The organism is Streptomyces sp. NPDC050535, from assembly GCF_044457665.1.
In the GTDB taxonomy this organism is placed as follows: Bacteria; Actinomycetota; Actinomycetes; order Streptomycetales; family Streptomycetaceae; genus Streptomyces.
Map to the genome: position 1 here is coordinate 56939 of NZ_JBITHE010000011.1, position 19695 is coordinate 76633.

General features: G+C 71.3%; 12 protein-coding genes. 5 read left to right on the forward strand and 7 right to left on the reverse strand.

The window, feature by feature from the left end; all coding sequences use genetic code 11:
- Positions 1-96 precede the first annotated feature (96 nt).
- The 4 genes from ACIBLC_RS24150 (at position 97) to ACIBLC_RS24165 (ending at position 11600) form a co-directional block, all read left to right on the forward strand.
- A complete protein-coding gene (locus ACIBLC_RS24150) occupies positions 97-3798 on the forward strand; it encodes a LamG-like jellyroll fold domain-containing protein (RefSeq protein ID WP_399213239.1) in 3702 nt (1233 codons plus the stop codon).
- 85 nt (positions 3799-3883) lie between these two features.
- Complete coding sequence (locus ACIBLC_RS24155; protein ID WP_399213240.1) at positions 3884-10423, forward strand: RHS repeat domain-containing protein; 6540 nt, start codon at positions 3884-3886, stop codon at positions 10421-10423.
- Between the two features lie 21 nt (positions 10424-10444).
- Complete coding sequence (locus ACIBLC_RS24160; protein ID WP_399213241.1) at positions 10445-11083, forward strand: hypothetical protein; 639 nt, start codon at positions 10445-10447, stop codon at positions 11081-11083.
- Between the two features lie 16 nt (positions 11084-11099).
- The gene (locus tag ACIBLC_RS24165) at positions 11100-11600 is read left to right on the forward strand and encodes a hypothetical protein (RefSeq protein ID WP_399213242.1); all 501 of its coding nucleotides are present in this window, start codon (positions 11100-11102) and stop codon (positions 11598-11600) included.
- Between the two features lie 12 nt (positions 11601-11612).
- Here the strand turns inward: ACIBLC_RS24165 and ACIBLC_RS24170 are convergent, their stop codons facing one another.
- On the reverse strand, positions 11613-12206 hold the full coding sequence (locus ACIBLC_RS24170; protein ID WP_399213243.1) for a TetR/AcrR family transcriptional regulator: 594 nt from the start codon (positions 12204-12206) through the stop codon (positions 11613-11615).
- A gap of 221 nt (positions 12207-12427) precedes the next feature.
- Between ACIBLC_RS24170 and ACIBLC_RS24175 the strand changes: the two genes are divergently transcribed.
- Positions 12428-13303 carry an LLM class flavin-dependent oxidoreductase gene (locus ACIBLC_RS24175; RefSeq protein WP_399213244.1) on the forward strand — a complete coding sequence of 292 codons (876 nt, stop codon included), beginning with the start codon at positions 12428-12430 and terminating at the stop codon, positions 13301-13303.
- A 15-nt stretch (positions 13304-13318) separates the two neighbouring features.
- Here ACIBLC_RS24175 and ACIBLC_RS24180 read toward each other — a convergent pair whose 3' ends face one another.
- From ACIBLC_RS24180 to ACIBLC_RS24205, 6 genes are all read right to left on the reverse strand, one after another.
- Entirely contained in the window at positions 13319-14011 is a 693-nt protein-coding gene (locus ACIBLC_RS24180; protein WP_399213245.1) for a YoaK family protein, read from the reverse strand.
- Positions 14012-14266: 255 nt separating this feature from the next.
- Positions 14267-14815 carry a YciI family protein gene (locus ACIBLC_RS24185; protein WP_399213246.1) on the reverse strand — a complete coding sequence of 183 codons (549 nt, stop codon included), beginning with the start codon at positions 14813-14815 and terminating at the stop codon, positions 14267-14269.
- 142 nt (positions 14816-14957) lie between these two features.
- Positions 14958-15371: a transglycosylase SLT domain-containing protein gene (locus ACIBLC_RS24190; protein WP_399213247.1), complete on the reverse strand. Its 414-nt coding sequence runs from the start codon at positions 15369-15371 to the stop codon at positions 14958-14960.
- 377 nt (positions 15372-15748) lie between these two features.
- Positions 15749-16576, reverse strand: coding sequence for an ECF transporter S component (locus tag ACIBLC_RS24195; RefSeq protein WP_399213248.1), 828 nt, complete (start codon positions 16574-16576; stop codon positions 15749-15751).
- Positions 16573-18372 carry an ABC transporter ATP-binding protein gene (locus ACIBLC_RS24200; RefSeq protein WP_399213249.1) on the reverse strand — a complete coding sequence of 600 codons (1800 nt, stop codon included), beginning with the start codon at positions 18370-18372 and terminating at the stop codon, positions 16573-16575. The genes ACIBLC_RS24195 and ACIBLC_RS24200 overlap by 4 nt, the downstream gene beginning before the upstream one ends.
- Complete coding sequence (locus ACIBLC_RS24205) at positions 18369-19691, reverse strand: energy-coupling factor transporter transmembrane component T (RefSeq protein WP_399213250.1); 1323 nt, start codon at positions 19689-19691, stop codon at positions 18369-18371. The genes ACIBLC_RS24200 and ACIBLC_RS24205 overlap by 4 nt, the downstream gene beginning before the upstream one ends.
- Positions 19692-19695 lie beyond the last annotated feature (4 nt).

Genomic DNA, 19695 nt, shown 5'->3' on the forward strand with positions numbered 1-19695 from the left:
GGACGGACAGGCTGCGTACAACGGTGACCTCAATGTGAAGGCCGTGTGGCTACGGGGGCTGTTGTGCTGTCAGATGCGACGTATCGTCATGTCGGCGTGCGAAGAGGCAAGTTGCGCGGTCTCGCGGCTCTCGTCACCTCGATGGCCGTGCTGGTCGGGATTCCGGCAGCCGGTGTCACGGCGATCGCCGAGGCGGCACAGGCCAGTCCGCTCTCCGGCGACACCCGGCAAAGCCTCTCCGAGGGTGCAAAGGCTGCCGCGAAGGCGGCCGAAACCGGCGAGCGCGTGGAGATCACGGGAGAACGCACCGAATACACGACGACGTACGCGAATCCGGACGGCGTCACCTTCTCGCTGAGCCAGTCGGCCGTGCCGGTGCGTGTGCAGCGTGCGGACGGATCGTGGGTGACGCCGGACGCGACGCTGGAGCGTCGCGTGGACGGCACGGTCGGCCCGCGGGCGGCGGTGACGGACGTGTCCTTCTCCGGCGGGGGAGAGGGCGAGGATCTCGTCGCTGTCGCGGACGGCCACAGGTCGCTGACGGTCGGCTGGCCGGGCGCGCTGCCCGAACCGACCCTGGAGGGTGCCTCGGCGGTGTACGCCGACGTACTTCCGGGTGTGGATCTGCGGCTGACCGCGACCGTCGAGGGCTACCGCGAGGTGCTCGTCGTCAAGACACCCGAGGCGGCGGCGCACGAGGATCTGACGCGGCTGGACTTCCCGGTGGAGACCGAGGGCCTGACCCTGCGGGACGGGACCGGCGGCGGTCTGGACGCCGTGGACGAGAACGGCAACGCGGTGTTCCGTACGCCGGCCGCGCGGCAGTGGGATTCCGCGGGGGACTCCGCTGCCGGCTCGGCGGCGGCCGGGGTGTCGACGATGTCACTGGCGGCGGCCGACGGGGAGCCGGTCCAGGACGGTGACGGCGAGTCCGCCCCGGACCCGACGGCGGGGCCCGGTGACGGTGACGCCTCCGCGGTGCTGCCGGTGACGGCGGACGCCGACTCGATCACGGTGGTGCCCGACGCGGGGCTGCTGACCGGCGAGGACACCGTCTACCCGCTCTACATCGACCCGGACGTGTCGTGGAGCGAGTCGGAGCGGACGCTGCTCTCGTCGGACGGCGACACCTTCTACAACTTCTCCGGCGGTGACGACGGCGAGGGCATCGGCTACTGCGGGACGTACGTCAGCGGCGGCTACGGCTATTACTGCGGGTCGGGTTACAAGCAGCGGATGTACTTCGAGTTCGCGCCGACCGCGCTGCGCGGCAAGCGGGTGCTGGACGCCACGTTCCGGGTGACCGAGCGCTGGTCGATGTCGTGCGAGCACACCACAGTGCAGCTCGTCCGGACGCCGAACATCTCCTCGGCGACGCGGTGGCCGGGACCGACCAGCGGCTGGGACGTCATGGGCGACCGTACGGTGTCGGCGGGCCGCGGGACGGCGTGCGACCCGGACCAGCCGGACGCGCCGATCGAGTTCAACGACGACCCGGCGCAGAGCTACGAGAACCTGACCAGCACGGTGAAGGCCTTCGCGGCCGGCAGCTTCTCGCGGCTCACCCTGATGCTGAAGGCCTACAACGAGTCGGACCCCAACGGCTGGAAGCGGTTCGACGACGACGCGGTGCTGGACGTGACCTACGTGGGCGTGCCGGCTCCGCCGACCAGTCCGGGCGTACTGTCCGGCGAGGTCTCCTCGTGCGAGACGGACGCGAACGATCCGGATGTGCTCTCGGATCCGACGCCCACGCTCACCGCGGTGGCGCAGACCCTGGCCGGCGGTGAGAGCGGCGCGAACCTGCGCACCCACTTCTATGTGCAGAAGAAGAACGGCACCGCGTGGGACCTGGTGACCGAGCCGGTGCGGCCGGTCAGCCCCGGTTATGTGAACGACAACCAGAAGGTGTCGGTCAGTTCGCCCATCACGCTGGCGGACGGTGGAACGTACCGGATGGCGGTGTTCTCCCGCTCCTACTACAACGGCGGTGCCGGCTATCTGGAATCCCACAGCACGGTGACGACCAAGGGCTGGTGCTATTTCAAGGTCGACACGACCGCACCCAAGGCGCCGGCAGTCACCCTCGTGGGGCCGTACACGGTGTGCACGGCGAACGACTGCGCCGCGGCGGGCGGTCCGGGAGTGAAGGGCAAGTTCACGTTCGCGCCGGCTGCCGGTGACACGAACACGGTGGTCGGCTACCGCTACAAGCTGTCCTCGTCCACCTCCTGGTCGGCCACGATCACCGGGACGCCGGTCACCAGGGAGATCCCACCGGAACTGGCCGGTACGCAGGTCCTCCAGGTGCGGGCACTGGACAACGTGGGCAGCGGACGCTGGGGCGCCATCACCAGCGTGCGGTTCAACGTCCAGGAGGGCCAAGGGGCCACCGGACGCTGGCACTTCGACGACAGCATCACCGGCGTCACCGCGGCGGACTCCGCCACGGCCGACGGAACCCGTCACCCCGCCACCCTCTACACCACCGGCTCCGGCTGGTCCAACCTGGCCCGTCGCGGCGACGGCGACCGCTCGCTGTGGCTGAACGACACATCCGACACCACCCGGCAGACCGGCTACGCAGCGACCTCCGGCGCGGTCGTCAACACCCAGTCCTCGTACACCGTCTCCGCCTGGGCCTACCTCACCGAGAGCAGCGTCTACCGGACCGTCCTGTCGCAGACCGGCAGCGACAGCTCGGGCTTCTCCCTCTACTACTCGGCGGGCGTCAAGCGCTGGGTGTTCCGCTACAGCTGGACCGACAGCGCCGGAACCCGCCGCTTCGTCGCCCAGAACGCCGCGGTGGAAGGCGTACCGCTGAAGACCTGGACCCAGCTCGCGGGTGTCTACGACTCCGAGGCCAAGACCATCCAACTGTTCGTCAACGGCCGGCCCCAGGGCAGCCCGGTGGCCGTGCCCGCGGGCGGCGAGAAGCAGACCCCGGACGGGGCACTTCAGTTCGGCCGGGCCAGCTATGTGGCGGGCACGTACGAACAGTACTGGCGGGGCCGCGTGGACGAGGTCGCAGTCTTCCAACAGGCGCTGGGGCCCGCCGAGATCGCCACCGAGGCCAAGCTGCTCGACAGCGCCGGGACCGCCACGGCCACCGAACTCGTCACCGCCTGGAACCCGGAGGGCGCGAGCGGCACCGCACTGGCCGACACCGTCTCCGGCTACGGGCGCTCGTTGACGCTGTCCGGGGGCGCGTCGCTGGACGGTGAGGCGATCGTCCTGGACGGCACGGACGACGCGGCCACGGTCGCCGGCCCGGTCGTCGACGACTCCGGCTCCTTCACCGTCACCACCGAGGTCGAACTCGACCAGGCGGCGCTGAACGCGAAAGGCACCGGTTATATCGGCCAGGTGCTGGGCCAGCGCACCGCGGACGGCTCGGCCTGGGGCCTCTGGTACGAGCAGACCGGCACCGAGACCCGGTTCGACGACGACGACAACCCCTACGAAGTCCCCGTCGGCTTCTGGCGGTTCGGCCGCCTCGCGGCCGACGGCACCTTCACCGCCGCGGACTCCGACGAGGCGGCGGTGGTCGGCAGCCGAGTGAGGCTGACCGGCGTGTACGACGCGCAGGCCGGCACAGTCGCTCTCTATCTGGACTCGACGCAGAACGACACGGACACCCCGTACACCGCCGTGATCGGCTCCGGAGACCTCGCGGCCGGTAAGGCGTATGTGGGCGGTGCCTGGGGCCACTACCTGCCCGGACGGATCTCGGACCTCCGTATCTGGGTCGGCGCGGCGGCGGACGGCACCCAGGTGGACACGATGACCGGCGGCTGACGGCGCACGCGCACCCACTGCTTCTCCTCTCTTTCCATTCCGTGGTCGCCGGTGTCCTCGCGGCCGTTTCTGACGGGGGTTTGTCGTGAACACCGGTACGAGAGTGGCTCGTTGGCTGCACGGCAGACGCGCGGGTGTCGTGGTGGTGCTGGCGCTCGCGCTGACCACGGGCGCGTTGCCGACCGCGCAGGCGGTGACAGCGGAGGCACCCGGCGGGCTGGGCCGGCCGGAGGTGCCGGAGCAGCGGGACAGCGATGTCCGCGCGGTCACCGAACTGGGCGCGCGGCAGGCCCGTGCCGACGTCGCCGCGTCGAAGAAGGAGAACAACGCCCAGGCCGACCGGGCCGCGGCCGAGCAGGACGCGGTCTGGCCGGCGTCCGGCCGGGCCACGGTCGCCATCCCCGGCACCCGGTCGGGCCGTGCGAACGCCGACGCGGGCGGCCTGCCCGTCACCGTCGCCCGGGGTCGGGTGGGGAACGTGGCCACCGGCGAAACGACGATCCGGGTACTGGACCGGAAGACGACAACAGCCGCCGGAATCAAGGGCGTTCTGCTCACCGCGACGGCCCAGCGGCCGGGCCGGGCCCGCCTGGCGCTGGACTACTCGGCGTTCGCCTCCGCGTACGGCGGCGGCTGGTCCGGCCGACTCGGTCTCGTGGCCCTGCCGGCCTGCGCCCTGACCACACCGGACAAGGCCGCCTGCCGAACCGGGACGCCCCTGGCCTCCGACAACGACATCGCCGGGCAGTCACTCTCGGCCGACGTCGCCCTCTCCACCGCCTCCTCGGCCACCGTCCTGGCCCTGGCAGCCACCTCCGAAGCGGCCGCGTCCGGCTCCGGCGACTACTCGGCGAGCCCGCTGACCTCGTCCTCCACCTGGGAGGCGGGCGGTTCGTCCGGCTCCTTCGGCTGGTCGTACCCGCTGGACACCCCGTCCGCGGCGGTCGGCCCCCAGCCCGACCTGTCACTGTCGTACGACTCCGGCGGCATCGACGGCCGCACCGCCTCCACCAACAACCAGTCCACCCAGGTCGGCGAGGGCTTCGACCTGTCGTCCGCGTCCTACGTCGAGCGTTCCTACGGCTCCTGTGACGAGGACGGCCAGGACGGCAAGTCCGACCAGTGCTGGAAGTACGACAACGCCTCCCTGGTCCTCAACGGCAAGTCCACCGAACTGGTCAAGGACGACACCACCGGGGTGTGGCGGCTGAAGGCCGACGACGCCTCCACCGTCACCCACTCCACCGGCGCCGACAACGGCGACGGCGACGGCGAGTACTGGACCGTCGTCACCGGCGACGGCACCAAGTACGTATTCGGCCTGAACAAGCTGCCCGGCGCCGGCACCGAGCGCACCGAGTCGGTGTGGACGGTCCCTGTCTACGGCGACGACTCCGGCGAACCCGGCTACGACCAGGGCACCGCCTTCGCCGGCCGCTCAACCACCCAGGCCTGGCGATGGAACCTCGACTACGCCGAGGACCTCAACGGCAACGCCATGTCGTACTGGTACACGCCGGAGACCAACTACTACGGCAAGAACGGCGGAACCACCGCCACCACCGAGTACGACCGTGGCGGCCATCTCGACAAGATCCTCTACGGTCAGCGCGCGGACACCCTGTTCACCGGGGTCACCTCCGACAAGGTCACCTTCACCTACGCCGAGCGCTGCACCGCCGCCGACTGCTCGGAGCTGACGGACGCCACCTCCGAGAACTGGCCCGACGTCCCCGCCGACTCGATCTGCAAGAAGGACGCGGACTGCGACGCGCGGGGTCCGTTCTTCTTCACCCGCAAGCGGCTCACCCAGGTCGACACCTTCGCCTGGTCGGCGGCCTCGAGCGCCTTCACCGCGGTCGACTCGTGGGCGTTCACCCAGGAGTACCTGGACGGCGGTGACATCGGGGACACCAGTGACCAGACGCTGACGCTGAAGAGCATCCGGCACACCGGCAGGAACGGCACCGACATCGCGCTGCCCCCGGTGACGTTCACCTACCAGATGCGCAAGAACCGCGTCGACGCCACCGACGACATCCTGCCGCTGCGCCGTCCCCGGATCGAGAGCGTCACCTCCGAGACGGGCGCGATCACCCGCGTCACCTTCTCCGAGCCGGAATGCGTGCGCGGCTCGAACATGCCGAGCGCCGCCGACGCGAACACCAAATCTTGCTACCCGCAGTTCTGGAACATCAACGGTGCCGAGAACGCCTCGATCGACTGGTTCCACAAGTACCGGGTCCTCGCGGTCAGCACCTCCGACCCCACCGGCGGCAACGACGCCGTGGAGAGCGCCTACTCCTACTCCGCTCCCGCCTGGCACTACAACGACAACCCCTTCACCCCCGCCGCCGAGCGCACCTGGTCCAGCTGGCGCGGCTACGGCAAGGTGACGGCCACCAAGGGCGTGGGCGGCAACCAGACCAAGACCGTCTCGGTCTACCTCCAGGGCATGAACGGCGACCGGCTGCTCAAGGCGGACGGCACCCTGGACCCGGACGCCCGCCGCTCGGCCACCGTCGCCGGAGTGGACGTCGGCGGCCTCGACGTCGCCGACCAGACCGACAGCGACACCTATGCCGGTGTCCTGCGCGAGAAGATCACCTACGACGCCTCGACCCCGGTGAGCGTCACGGTCAGTGATCCCTGGTCGAAGAAGACCGCTACGCAGCACAAGTCGTACGCGGACACCGAGGCGTACTTCGTCCGCGTCGGCAAGTCGTACACCCACACCTACCTGACCGCGTCGTCGAGCTGGCGCTCCCGCACCAGCACCACGACCTACGACGACCAGGGCATGGCCGCCACCGTCGACGACGCGGGCGACACCGCCAAGTCAGGTGACGAGACCTGCTCCCGCACCTGGTACGCCCGCAACGCGAGTCTCGGACTGACGGCCCTGGTCTCCCGTACCAGAGTCGTCGCCCGGGCCTGCTCGGTGGTCGAGACGTCGCTGTCCCTGCCGGCGAACTCCGCCACCCGGGGAGACGTGCTCTCCGACACTGCGACGGTCTACGACAACGCCTCGACCACGGCGTGGAGCGCCACCCAGACGCCGACCCTGGGCCTCGCCACCTGGAAGGGCCGAGCCTCGGCCTACCCGGCCGCGGCGACCGGCGGCGAACGCCACCCCAGTTCCTGGCAGACGCTCACCAAGACGACCTACGACACGGCGACGACCAGACTCGGCCGCCCACTGTCCGTCACCGACTCCGCGAACAACACCACCAGCACGGCCTACACCCCGGCCGACGCGGGCCCGCTGACCCGAGTCGTCACCACCAACCCCAAGACCCAGAAGAGGTACACCTACCTGGACCCGGCGCGCGCCTCCACGACCCAGGCCTACGACGTCAACACCAGGCTGACGGAGACGGCGTACGACGCGCTGGGCCGGGTCACCGCGGTCTGGCTGCCCAACCGCTCCCACTCGGGCAGCCAGGCGGCGAACTACACGTACGCGTACTCGGTCACCGACAACGCCCCCTCCTGGACGTCCACGTCGACCCTCAAGGCCGACGGCAACACCTACAACACCACCTACAGCGTCTACGACGCGCTGTTGCGTCCCCTGCAGACCCAGTCACCGACCCCGCTCGGCGGCCGGCTGCTGACCGACACCCGCTACGACAGCCGAGGCCTGGCCTACGAGACGTACGCCCAGATCTTCGACCAGGACAAGACACCGAACGGCACCTACACCCGTGCCGAGTACGGGGAGGCCGCCCAGCAGACCGCGACCGTCTACGACGGAGCGGAACGGGCCACCAGCAGCACGCTCTACATCTACGGCGTCAAGCGCTGGACCACGACGACCAGTTACACCGGCGACTCCATCGCCACCTCCGCCCTGGCCGGCGGCTCGGCGACCCGTGTGATCACCGACGCGCTGGGGCGCACCACCGAGCGGCGCGAGTACGCCGGCACGTCCCCGGCGGACACCGGCTACGGCGCCGGCACCGGAGCCACCTACACGTCGACGTCGTTCACCCACTCGGCGGACGGCAAGGAGTCCACGGTCACCGGGCCCGACCGCTCCGTCTGGTCCTACGGCTACGACCTCTACGGCCGCAAGGTCACCTCGACCGATCCGGACAAGGGGAAGACCACCACCGGCTACACCGCCCTCGACGAGGTCTCCTGGATCAAGGACGCGGCCGGACGCGTCATCATCTCCGCGTACGACACACTCGGCCGGGTCTCCGGCACCTGGAGCGCCCCGTCCACGGCCGACCTGACGTCCACCACCGAGGAGCAGGTCGCCGCCAACCAGCTCACCGCCTACACCTACGACACCCTGGCCAAGGGGCAACTCGACACCGCCGTCCGCTACGCGGGCGGCAGCGGCAGCACCGGCACGGCGTACACCAAGAAGGTCACCGCCTACGACAGCCTGTACCGCGCCACCGGGTCCCAGCTCCAACTGCCCGCGAGCGACGCACTGGTGACCTCCGGCGCTCTTCCGTCCGACAAACTGGACTTCTCGTCGGCCTACAACATCGACGGCACCCGGGACTACACCAAGGAACCCGCCGCCGGCGGTCTCGCCGCTGAGCAGATCGAAACCGACTACAACGCCGTCGGGCTGCCCACCGCCGTGTCCGGCACCAGCGGATACCTGCTGGCCGCCGGCTATTCGGCGCTCGGCCAGACCGAACAGCTCACCCTGGGCACGTCACTGGCCACCGGCACCAAGAAGGCGTACGTCACCAACGGCTACGAGGAGGGCACCGGACTCCTCAAGCAGTCCGTGGTCACCGACCAGACCCACGGCTACGAGCTCCAGGAACTCAACTACTCCTACGACGACGCCGGCAACGTCACCGCCATCAGCGACCCCACCACCCTCGGCGGCACCTCGGCGGCGGACAACCAGTGCTTCGCCTACGACGGCTACCGGCGCCTCACCGACGCGTGGACCCCGAAGACCGCCGACTGCTCGGCCACCGGCCGCACCACCGCGAACCTCGGCGGGGCGAGCCCCTACTGGACCTCGTACACGTACCAGGACTCCGGTATGAGGGCCACCGAGACCACCCACGCCACCGCGGGAGACACCAAGAAGACGTACTGCTACGGCGCCACCCAGGTCCACACCCTGACCGCCGTCACCACGGCGGCCTCCTGCACCGGCGTCACCGCGGCGTACGCCTACGACGCCACAGGCAACACCACCACCCGCCCCGACGGCACCGCGTCCCAGTCGCTGGTGTGGAACGAGGAAGGCGACCTCGGCAAACTGGTCGAGGGCAGCAGCACCACCGGCTACGTCTACGACACCGACGGCAACCTCCTCATCAAGCGCAACGCCGCCGGGGAGACCGTTCTCTACCTCGGCGCCACCGAGGTCCACCTCGACACCGCGACCGCGACCGCGAAGTACTGGGCCCAGCGCTACTACACCGCGGGCGACGCCACCATCGCGCTGCGCAGCAACAAGTCCGGCGCCAACACCCTGACCTGGCTCGCCGCCGACCGGCACGGCACCTCCGCGCTGGCGGTCGAGGCGACCACGCAGGCCGTCACCAAGCGCTACACCACACCGTTCGGCGCCGCGCGTTCGGGCGGCACCGGCACCTGGGCCGACGACAAGGGCTTCCTGGGCAAGACCAAGGACGCGAGCACGGGCCTGACCCACGTCGGCGCCCGTGAGTACGACGCTGCCATCGGCCGCTTCGTCAGCGTCGACCCTGTCCTCAGCACCAACCAGAACCAGTCCCTCAACGGGTACACCTACGCCAACAGCAACCCGGTCACCCAGTCCGACCCCACCGGCCTCGAGTCCTGCTACCCCCACTACTGCTCGGGCAGCAACGGCACGTACGGCACGTACAAGCCGGAGAACGATCCGGAGTCCGACAGCTACGACGGGTCGAGTCACGACGGCGACGGCATTGGCAGCACGCCGCCGGTACCGGCGGCGGTCGGCGGCAACAGGACCACGCGGCACAACCAGGCGCGGGACGCCGCTATCGTGATCATCAAGATGCAGGTCAAGAAGCTGGGCATCAAGAACTTCACGATCGACACGAAGATGCAGGTCAAGGGCGCGAGCAAGAAGTGCATGAAGAATCCCGCGGGGCCGTGCAATCCCGGGCTGCCGGACATTGTCGGCTACGACCCCAACCACGACGTGTACTACGTCTGGGAGGTGAAGTCGGCGGGGGTGGCAGGGAAGGCCGTTCCGGAAGCGAACTGGTACGTGGGCAAGATGCGCGCGAACGGTGACAAGGCGGTACTGGGATGGACCATCGGAGGCCCCTACCCTGTTGCCGTCAACGGTGACAAGGTCATCGGCCCGGAACCGGGCGCCATCATCTACGGCAAGCCGAACGACAAGAAGTTCAAGCGCGTTCTGAGTTCCAGCCCGACGGCAGTGGTCCAGCAGCAGACCCAGCAGCAGCCCACACCGCAGCCCACACCGGGTCCGGGTCCCGGGCCCTATCCCGGGACCGTCGACCAGCCGGGTCTGGGCATCGTCCCGCAGTCGACGGACGGGGTGAACCAGTGGCCGCTGCTGGTGCCGGTCGTGTTGGTCGGGCTGCCCTTCATCGCTCCCGAGGCGGTGGGCGGGGCGATCACCGTGGGGGTCGCCGCTACGCTCTTCGAACTGGCGGCGTGAGCAGGAAGGCGGACAGCGGACATGAACCCACTGGACACCCTCGTCCGGGAGCACGTGGTTCCCGTGATGAAGGCAGCCGGTTTCGCCAAGAAGGGGCGGACCTTTCGGCTGGCCGCCCCGAACGGCGATCACCTGTTCATGCAGGTCTGGCCGGAGGCCGTCGATCCGGAGAAGTTCGTCTTCGACGTGTTCTTCTCGGTCGTGCCGCTGCCGCAATGGGCGTTCCTGAACCGGGAGTACGACACTCCGCCGACACCCGACAGCAGCGGTGCGCTCGCGAAGTACGAGGTCATTCCGCCGCCGGAGGCCGCTCACGAGCCGGACTCGGAGATGCCCTTCAGGTCCCGGTGGGCCTTCGCCGAGCCGGACACGCGTGACGCGTGCGGGCGTGAACTGGCCCGCGTTCTCAGGGAGGTTGCCCTCCCGCGGGTGGTGCCCCTGCTGGACCGCGGGACTCTGCTGGCGGAGACGCGTATCAACCCGAACGCCGGTCTCCTGCGGCTCAAGAGCGCGATCGTCAGCGAGATCATGCTGCGTATCGACGACGACCCGGTCGTGGATGTGGCGACTCTGCTGGACAAGGCCGAGACGGACGAGGTCTTCCCGCCAATCGTCGCCTGGGCGCGCGAGCGGCTCGCCCGGCGTGCGGCCGGCGCGTAGGAGGGGACGAGGAGGCATGGGTTTCTGGGGTTCGTTCGTCGTGTGCCGGAGTGGGACCCCGCTCGACGAGCTGTCGGCCGTCGTCGAGCGTCACGACGGTATCGAGGAGCACTGGCGGCGGGCCGACGGCTGGCAGGTCGGCCAGTACCCGGGCCCCGAGCTCGCGGACGACGCTCCCGCACTGCTCGCCGAACTGGTCGAGGAGACGGGGGCGCCGGCCCTGACCGGCTTCGTGCTGGACAGCGACGCGGTCCATGTGGAGGGCTATTCGGTGGTCGGCGGGCACTGGAACGCCTGTCTTGTACGGGAGGCGACCGAGGCCTACTGCGAGGACGACGACGAGGACTTCGACGCCGAGTTCCCGTCGGCGGAGGCTGCTGCGCGCGCGGCGGCCGACTGGGCGAGGACGGCGGGTCGTACGCCTGATCTGCCGGGACTCGTCGAGGTCTTCGCCCAGGAGGACGCGGACTTCGCGGAGGGGTTGTTCTTCCGGCTGCTCGACAAGCTGGGAGTGTGACGGCCGGGCCCGTCAGCCAAGGGGTCCGCGTAGACCGGCGACGAGGATTCCGACCAGTCGGCGGGCGTCGTAGGCCGGGTCGGTCTCCGCGCCGATGCAGAGGTTGCCGACGCCGCGCATGAGTTCGTAGGCCTCGATGCCCGGCTGGATCTCGCCGGACTCCGTGGCGGCGTCCAGTAGTTGGGCGCAGACCGGGACGAGGCGGTCCAGGAAGTAGCTGTGCAGGGTTTCGAAGCCGGTGTTGTCGGACTGGAGCACCGCGGCCAAGCCGTGTTTGGTGACCAGGAAGTCGACGAAGAGGTCGATCCACCGAGCGAGGGCGGCGTGCGGGGTCGCGGTGGTCGCCAGCAGGGCGGGGCCCGCCTCGGCGCAGGCTTCGACCTGGTGCCGGTAGACGGCGATGATCAGGTCCGCCCGGGTCGGGAAGTGGCGGTAGATCGTGCCGAGGCCGACACCCGCCCGCGCCGCGATGTCGCGCACCGGCGCCTCCACGCCTGACGCGACGAAGGCGGCGGCGGCCGCGTCGAGCAGGGTCTCCTTGTTGCGCCGGGCGTCCGCCCGCTTGGACCGGTCGACCTGCCCCGCGCCCTCGTCACTGGCGTTCACCGCGCCGCTCCCTTCGCCGCCCCGGCTGTGTCCGCACCCGGGGCTTGCCAAACGGAACCGTGTTCCGTATCTTCCGGAACAGGGTTCCGTTTGCCCATGATGTCAGAGCGGGACCCCGACAGGGGCACAGCCCCCGTGGCTCCCGAGCCCTCGGATTTCCGCCTGAACCCCGGCCGCGCGCCCCAGCCGGCGCCCCCGGAGTCGAAAGGACCAGCATTTCCATGCCGCACACACCCCGGCCCAGTTTCGGGATCATGACCGCTCCCATGCAGGTCGGCTACCACGACATCCTGCGCGTCTGGCGCAAGGCCGACGGGATCCCGGAGATCGAGCACGCCTGGCTCTTCGATCACCTGATGCCGATCGGCGGCGACCCGGACGGGCCCGCCTACGAGGGCTGGACGCTGCTCTCGGCCCTCGCCGCCCAGACCCGGCGACTACGGCTCGGCCTGCTGGTGACCAGCAACCGGTTCCGGCCGCCCGCGCTGCTGGCCAAGATGGCCACGACCGTCGACATCGTCTCCGAAGGGCGGCTCGACTTCGGCATCGGCGTCGGCTCGCGCCCCCATCCTCCGCAGGCCCGGCGCGAGTACGCGGCACACGGCCTGCCCTTCCTGGACACCGCGCAGGCCGTGGAGAGCCTCGCCGAGGCCTGCACGGTGATCCGGCGGCTGTGGACCGAGGAGAAGCCGTTCGACTTCGACGGCACCCACCACCGGCTCACCGGGGCCTTCGGCAGCCCGAAGCCCGTCCAGCGTCCCCACCCGCCGATCCTCATCGGCGGGCGTGCCGCCGCGACGCTGCGCGTGGTCGCCGAGCACGCCGACCTGTGGAACATCCCCGGCGGCGACATCGACGACGTCATCAGCCGCAGCGCCCTGCTGGACCGCTACTGCGCCGAGATCGGCCGCGACCCCGCCGCGATCACCCGCTCGATCCACCTGTCGGTCTCCTACGACCGGCCCGACACCACCCGGAGGGCGATCGGCGAGGCGGTCGACGCGGGCTTCCGGCACATCGTCCTCGGGCTGTCGGCGCCGTACCCGGCCGAGGTCGCACGGTGGGTCGCGGACGAGCTCATCGGTACGGCGGCCTGACGCGGCGCCCTCCTCTTACTCCCGCCCCGAGGCCGTCACCGCCAGCACCCCCGTCACCGCCGCCGCGATCAGCAGAGGGATGCCCAGTCCGTGGTGGAGGACCAGCCAGGCGCCGAGCAGCGCGCCAGCGAGCATCGCGACGACCGCGGCTGAGCGGCGGAAGGAGCGGACGCCCTCGCCGCCGGCCAGGCGGGAGTCGGAGGCGATGCCGGTCAGGGTCATCGTCAGGACGGTGGTCGTCAGGTCGGCGACGCCCAGCTTGCGTACGGTCGCGTTGCGCAGGCCCATCGCGACGGCGGTGAGGACGATGACCGCGTACGTCGTGCCGGTCGCGTCCGGGGCCGCGAAGGCCACCGCCGACGCCGCGCCCACCAGCACCGCCTCGGCGGCGAGCGTCAACCGGGTCCAGGTCCGGCGCGAACCGCCGCCGAGCCGTCCCGCCACGCGCCCGCCGATCACCGCCCCCGCCAGGAAGCAGCCCAGCGACGCCGCCGTGTGCGACACCGAGAAGCCCGGCGCCCCGGCGGCGGCGAAGCCGAGCACGACCACGTTGCCGGTCATGTTGGCCGTGAAGACGTGGTGGAGCCCGAGGTAGCTCACCGCGTCGATGAGCCCGCTGACCACCGTCAGCGCGAGCAGTACGGGGACCAGCGGCAGGCCGCGGGCCTCGGGGTCAGGGGGCTCAGGCGTCTGCGGCTCGGTCTTCACCGGTCCAGTGGACCGCAGATCGCCCGGCAAGGCGATCTCCGGCGGCCTAGGGCCTGTCTGACAATTCCCGTCCGCCCCGCGACGCCATGCACGCACTCTCGCCGCACCGGGCGCAGACCCAAGTACATCCAGTACGAGGGTCCACGCCCGGCACTCCCCCAGCCTCCGGCCGGGGGGACCCCCAGAGCACGCACCTGACGCCGCGAGGCCGCCCTCCGGGCGACGACGGGAATTGTCAGACAGGCCCTAGGGGCGTCACCGTCGGCCGCCGAACTGCCAGTTGTGCACCTCGACGGCGGCGTAACGGTCGGAGGTCAGGAGGCCGCGTGCCGTGTCCGGGTCCCGCGCCCGGACCAGCGCGGCCGTGCCCAGCCAGCCGGTGCCGTCGTCGGACAGCAGGGGCCCGTAGGCGATCAGGCCGTCCTGGTCCGGCGGCGGGGTGAGGTCGGCGGGCTCACCGGCGCCGAGGCCGATCACCAGATACCGGTTGCCGCCGGTCCGGCCGCCGGGGAAGTCCCACATGGTGCGGCTCAGCGTGTTGGACCAGCGACGCACGAGCACGTCCCGGTAGACGCCGGCCTGGTAGTTCGGCTCGTCGAAGGCGAACGCGCGTGCGGCGGCGGGGCCGGGCAGGTCGACGATGTGCACACTGCCGGTGGCGGTGTCACCGTCGTCGGTGAGCGTCGGGCCGCGGGCGATCAGCTCCTTGGCGTATCGGTCCATGTAGGACCAGTGCTCTTGCAGCAGCTCGTCGCGCAGCGACCCGGAACCGGGCCGGTCGCGGTGGTAGCAGAGGAACTCCATGCCCGAAGGGTCTCCTCAGCGAGGCGGCCGGGTCGAGCGGGTTTCCGCGGTGGAGGGGGAACGCCGAAGCGGCGGGCCCGGTATCCGGGACCGCCGCTTTCGGGGGTGCGCGTCAGTACGCGGTGGTGCGTGCCGGGCCGGCTCAGTACCAGCCGTTGGCCTGCCAGAAGTTCCAGGCGCCGACCGGGCTGCCGTAGCGGTCGTTCATGTAGTCGAGGCCCCACTCGATCTGGGTCTTGGCGCTGGTCTTCCAGTCGGAGCCCGCGGAGGACATCTTCGAGCCGGGCAGGGCCTGGACCAGGCCGTAGGCGCCGGAGGAGGAGTTGGTGGCGTCGACGTCCCAGCCGCTCTCGTGCTCGACGATCTTGCTGAACGCGTTGTACTGCGCGGCGCTCGGGATCATCTTGTGCGCGATCGTCTTGGCGGAGGAGGCCGAGGAGGTCGCAGCCTGGGCCGGAGCGGCGGTCAGCACCATGCCGGTCGTGGCGGCGGCCAGGGCGGCGGCGGTGAGGGCCTTCTTCGGAGAAGCGATGCGACGGATGACGGAGACGGACACGGAGAACCTTTTTCTTCGGGGACAAGGAGTCGGCGTACACATGCCGGAACCACGCGGAACGCGGCGGGGAATGTGTCGGCGCCGAGGCCCGGCTGGGCTCGTCGGCGCCTGGCGACTGCTCCAGAGAAACAGGCTGGAAGGGCGTCCGCAATGACCCCTTTTACTAGTGGTGGTCGCATGCGAGGAGAAATGGCCCTATGTGATCTGGATCTCAAACCGCAGGTCAGGGGGTGTTACGACGCGTCCATGTCACCTCTTGCGGCTACGACCGCGCTTCGTATGTGACCAAGGTCCTGTGGGACGGCTCACCCCGCGGGTGACGGACGGCGTACGCGTGTGCACGGGGCGCGGCCGGGCGGTGTGACGGGCGCCGCAGATCACTTCGGTTCGAACGTGACCGGCGTCTCGAAAGCGGCCCGCCGGGTGGCCCGGCGCAGCGCCTTGAGGAGGGTCGCGCCGAGCGTGAGGGTCAGGACGACGGTGACGACCGCCCGGCCCAGGTCCCAGCCGAGCGAGGTGGCCAGGCAGTACGCGACGAAACGGGCCAGGTTGGCGGGGAGGGCGGCCTCCGGGTCGAAGGCGACGTTCGAGGCCTGGGCGTCCATGAAGGGCCAGCCGGCGAGGTTCATGACAGTGCCGTACGCGAAGGCCGCGAGGAATCCGTACACCGCGAGGAGCGCCAGTTCACCGCGCCCGCGCAGCCGGTCCGGCCCCGGCAGCAGCCCGGCGCCCATCGTGAACCAGCCCATGGCCAGCATCTGGAACGGCATCCAGGGCCCCACCCCGCCCGTGAGCAGCGCGGAGGCGAACATCGTCACGGACCCGAGCACGAACCCGAACCCCGGCCCGAGCACCCGCCCGCTCAGCACCATCAGGAAGAACATCGGCTCGATCCCGGCCGTCCCGGCCCCGACCGGCCGCAGCGCGGCGCCGGTCGCGGCCAGCACGCCGAGCATCGCCACCGCCTTAGGGCCGAGCCCGGACTCCGAGATCGTCGCGGCGACGACTCCGACCAGCAGGACGAGGAGGCCGGCGAAGAGCCAGGGGGCGTCCTGCGCGTGCGCGCCTGCCTGCGAGGCGGGGTCGGCGAGGAGCGGCCAGCCGAAGGCGGCCACGCCGATGGCGCTGGTGAGGAGGAGGGCGAGGGAGGAGCGGGGGCCGAGGCGGATGGCCCTGGCCTGGCGCTGCACCTGGTGGGTGCTCACGAGAGGGCCTCCCTGACCTGGGCGACGGTCAGCCACGGCTGCGGGGCCAGCACCTTCGTGACCTGCGGGGCGAACGACGGGGAGGCGACGACCACCTCGGCGGTGGGGCCGTCGGCGACGACCTCGCCGTCCGCGAGGATCACCACCCGGTGGGCGAGCTCCGCCGCGAGTTCCACGTCGTGGGTGGCCAGCACGATGGTGTGGCCCTCGGCGGCCAGCGCGCGCAGCAGGGTGACCAGGCGGGCCTTCGCCGCGTAGTCGAGGCCGCGGGTCGGCTCGTCGAGGAGCAGCAGCGGGGGGCCGGCCGTCAGGACGACGGCCAGCGCGAGCGCCAGCCGCTGGCCCTCCGACAGGTCGCGCGGGTGGGTGTCGTCACCGATACCCGGCAGCAGTTCCGACACCAGCGCCCGGCAGGTGCCGGGCTCGGCGCCCGCGTCGGCGTCGGCCGCCGCGCACTCGGCGGCCACCGTGTCCGCGTACAGCAGATCCCGTGGTTCCTGCGGTACGAGGCCCACCAGGCGTACGAGGTCACGCGGGGCGGTGCGATGCGGGACCGCCCCGCCGACCCGCACGGACCCGGCCGCCGGTTCGACCAGCCCGACCAGCGCGGCGAGCAGCGTGGACTTCCCGGCGCCGTTCCGTCCCATCAGGGCGATCGTCTCCCCGGGGGCGGCGCTGAGGTCGACCCGGCGCAGTGCCTCGACGGGGCCGCGGCGGACGGCGAGGGACTCGACCGCGGCGGTTTGCCGGGGCGTCGGTGCTTCGGCTTCGGGGGTGCGCCTGCGCAGGAGCCGGGTGAGGTGGGAGGCGGGGCGCGGCCGTGGCGGGCGGGGTGCGGTGGGGGCTTTCACCGCCTTGCCGGGGCCGGGGCCGGGGCCGGGGCCGGTGTCTGTTCCGCCTGTGGCGGTAGCGGTGCCTGTGCCTGTGGCGGTACTCGTGTCTATGGCGGTCTGCGTGCCTGGGGAAGGGGCCGGGGTCGTCTCGGCCAGCCGCTCCCGCAACGCGCCGGCCCGGCGGCGGGCGTCGCGCACCGTCAGGGGCAGCGGGGACCAGCCGGCCAGCCTGCCGAGGCCGACGACCGGGGGAAACACCGGGGAGACCGCCATCACCTCGGCCGGCGGGCCGAGCAGCGGGGCGGCTCCCGGGGACCGGAGGAGGACGACCTGGTCGGCGTACTGGATGACGCGTTCGAGGCGGTGCTCGGCGAGCAGGACCGTGGTACCGAGGTCGTGGACGAGGCGCTGGAGGACGGCGAGGACCTCCTCCGCGGCGGCGGGGTCGAGGGCCGACGTGGGCTCGTCGAGGACCAGCACCTTCGGGTGCGGGGTCAGCACCGAGCCGATGGCGACCCGCTGCCGCTGGCCGCCGGAGAGCGTCGCGATCGGGCGGTCGCGGAGATCGGCGAGGCCGAGGAGGTCGAGGGTCTCCTCCACACGGCGCCGCATCACGTCCGGAGCCAGGCCCAACGACTCCATGCCGTAGGCGAGTTCGTCCTCGACGGTGTCCGTCACGAAGTGCGACAGCGGGTCCTGGCCCACCGTGCCCACCACGTCCGCGAGTTCACGCGGCTTGTGCGTACGGGTGTCGCGGCCCGCCACCGTGACCCGGCCGCGCAGGGTGCCTCCCGTGAAGTGCGGGACGAGACCGCAGACGGCGTTCAGGATCGTCGACTTACCGACCCCGGACGGGCCGACCAGCAGCACGAGTTCACCCTCCGGAACCTCGAAGTCCACGCCCTGGACGGCGGGTTCGGCCGCACCGTCGTACGTCACGGAGACATCCTCGAAGCGGATCATGAGGGCTGCTCCCTGGGGGTCGGGGTGGCGGACGGGGCGGGATCCGGGGCGGAGGCCCGGGCGGCAGCCGGGGCGACGAAGGCGGGCAGCAGGCCCAGCAGGATCGCCGCCGCGGGCCAGATCGGGAGGACGGGGGCCACCAGCGGTACGACACCCGGGCGCAGCGCCGACGGGTCCCGCGAGGCGGAGACGACCATCAGGGCGGCGACGGCGACACCGGAACCCGCGACCAGCCAGGCGCGTACGCCCCAGGCGTCCGGCCGGTACCGCGTCCGCAGCGAACGGCGGCCGCCCAGCCACAGACCGCCCAGCGCCGCGCCCAGCCCGGCCAGCAGCACGGGCAGACCGTACGTGCCGCCCTCGGCGGTGAGCAGTCCGTACGTTCCCGCGCAGACGCCGAGCAGGCCGCCCAGCGTCAGGGCGGCCGTGGTGCGGCGGACCGCGGGAGCCACCTCGGCCGTCCGGCCGTACCCGCGCGCGTCCATCGCCGCCGCCAGCGCGACAGAACGCTCCAACGCGCCCTCCAGGACCGGGAGTCCGACGTGCAGCAGGCCGCGCAGGCCCCGGTCGGAGCGGCCCCGCAGGCGGCGGGCGGCGCGCAGCCGCTGGGCGTCCGCGATCAGGTTCGGCGCGAACGTCAGCGCGACGACGACCGCCACGCCCACCTCGTACAGGGCGCCCGGCAGCGACTTCAGCAGCCGCGCCGGGTTGGCGAGCGCGTTCGCCGCGCCCACGCAGATGAGGAGCGTGGCCAGTTTCAGGCCGTCGTACAACGCGAAGACCAGGCCCTCGGCGGTGACCCGGCCGCCGATGCGGATGCCCTGCGCCCAGTGGGGGAGGGGGAGTTCGGGCAGGGTGACGACGAGATGGCTGCCGGGGACGGGGGAGCCGAGGACGACCGCGAACGCGAGGCGGATGCCGAGGACGGCCATACCGAGCTTGAGGAAGGCGCCGTACGAGCGGGCCCAGGGGGCGTCACTCCTGCGGGCCGCCACGACGTATCCGGCGACACCGATCAGGAGGGCGAGGAGCAGCGGGTTCGTGGTCCGGGAGGCGGCTGTGCCGAGCCCGAGGGCCCAGATCCACCACGCGCCCGGGTGCAGGGCGTTGGAGCGGGTCGCCTGCGGCGTGGGGTTACGGCGCCAGGGGCGGCCCTTGGTCCGGTCGGCACCCGGCGTGGGGTTACGGCGCCTCGGGTGGTCCTTGCTCCGGTCCGCACCCTGCGTGGGGTTACCGCGCCAGGGGTCGCCCTTGCTCCGGTCGGCACCCGGCGTCGGTGGCTGTGCCCACCCGTCCCGCCCTGCGGGACGATTGCCCACAGGG

Coding starts and splice junctions, on each gene's coding strand:
- ACIBLC_RS24160 (WP_399213241.1), top strand. CDS start 10,445: ATGAACCCACTGGACACCCTCGTCCGGGAGCACGTGGTTCCCGTGATG.
- ACIBLC_RS24165 (WP_399213242.1), top strand. CDS start 11,100: ATGGGTTTCTGGGGTTCGTTCGTCGTGTGCCGGAGTGGGACCCCGCTC.
- ACIBLC_RS24175 (WP_399213244.1), top strand. CDS start 12,428: ATGCCGCACACACCCCGGCCCAGTTTCGGGATCATGACCGCTCCCATG.
- ACIBLC_RS24185 (WP_399213246.1), bottom strand. CDS start 14,815: ATGGAGTTCCTCTGCTACCACCGCGACCGGCCCGGTTCCGGGTCGCTG.
- ACIBLC_RS24200 (WP_399213249.1), bottom strand. CDS start 18,372: ATGATCCGCTTCGAGGATGTCTCCGTGACGTACGACGGTGCGGCCGAA.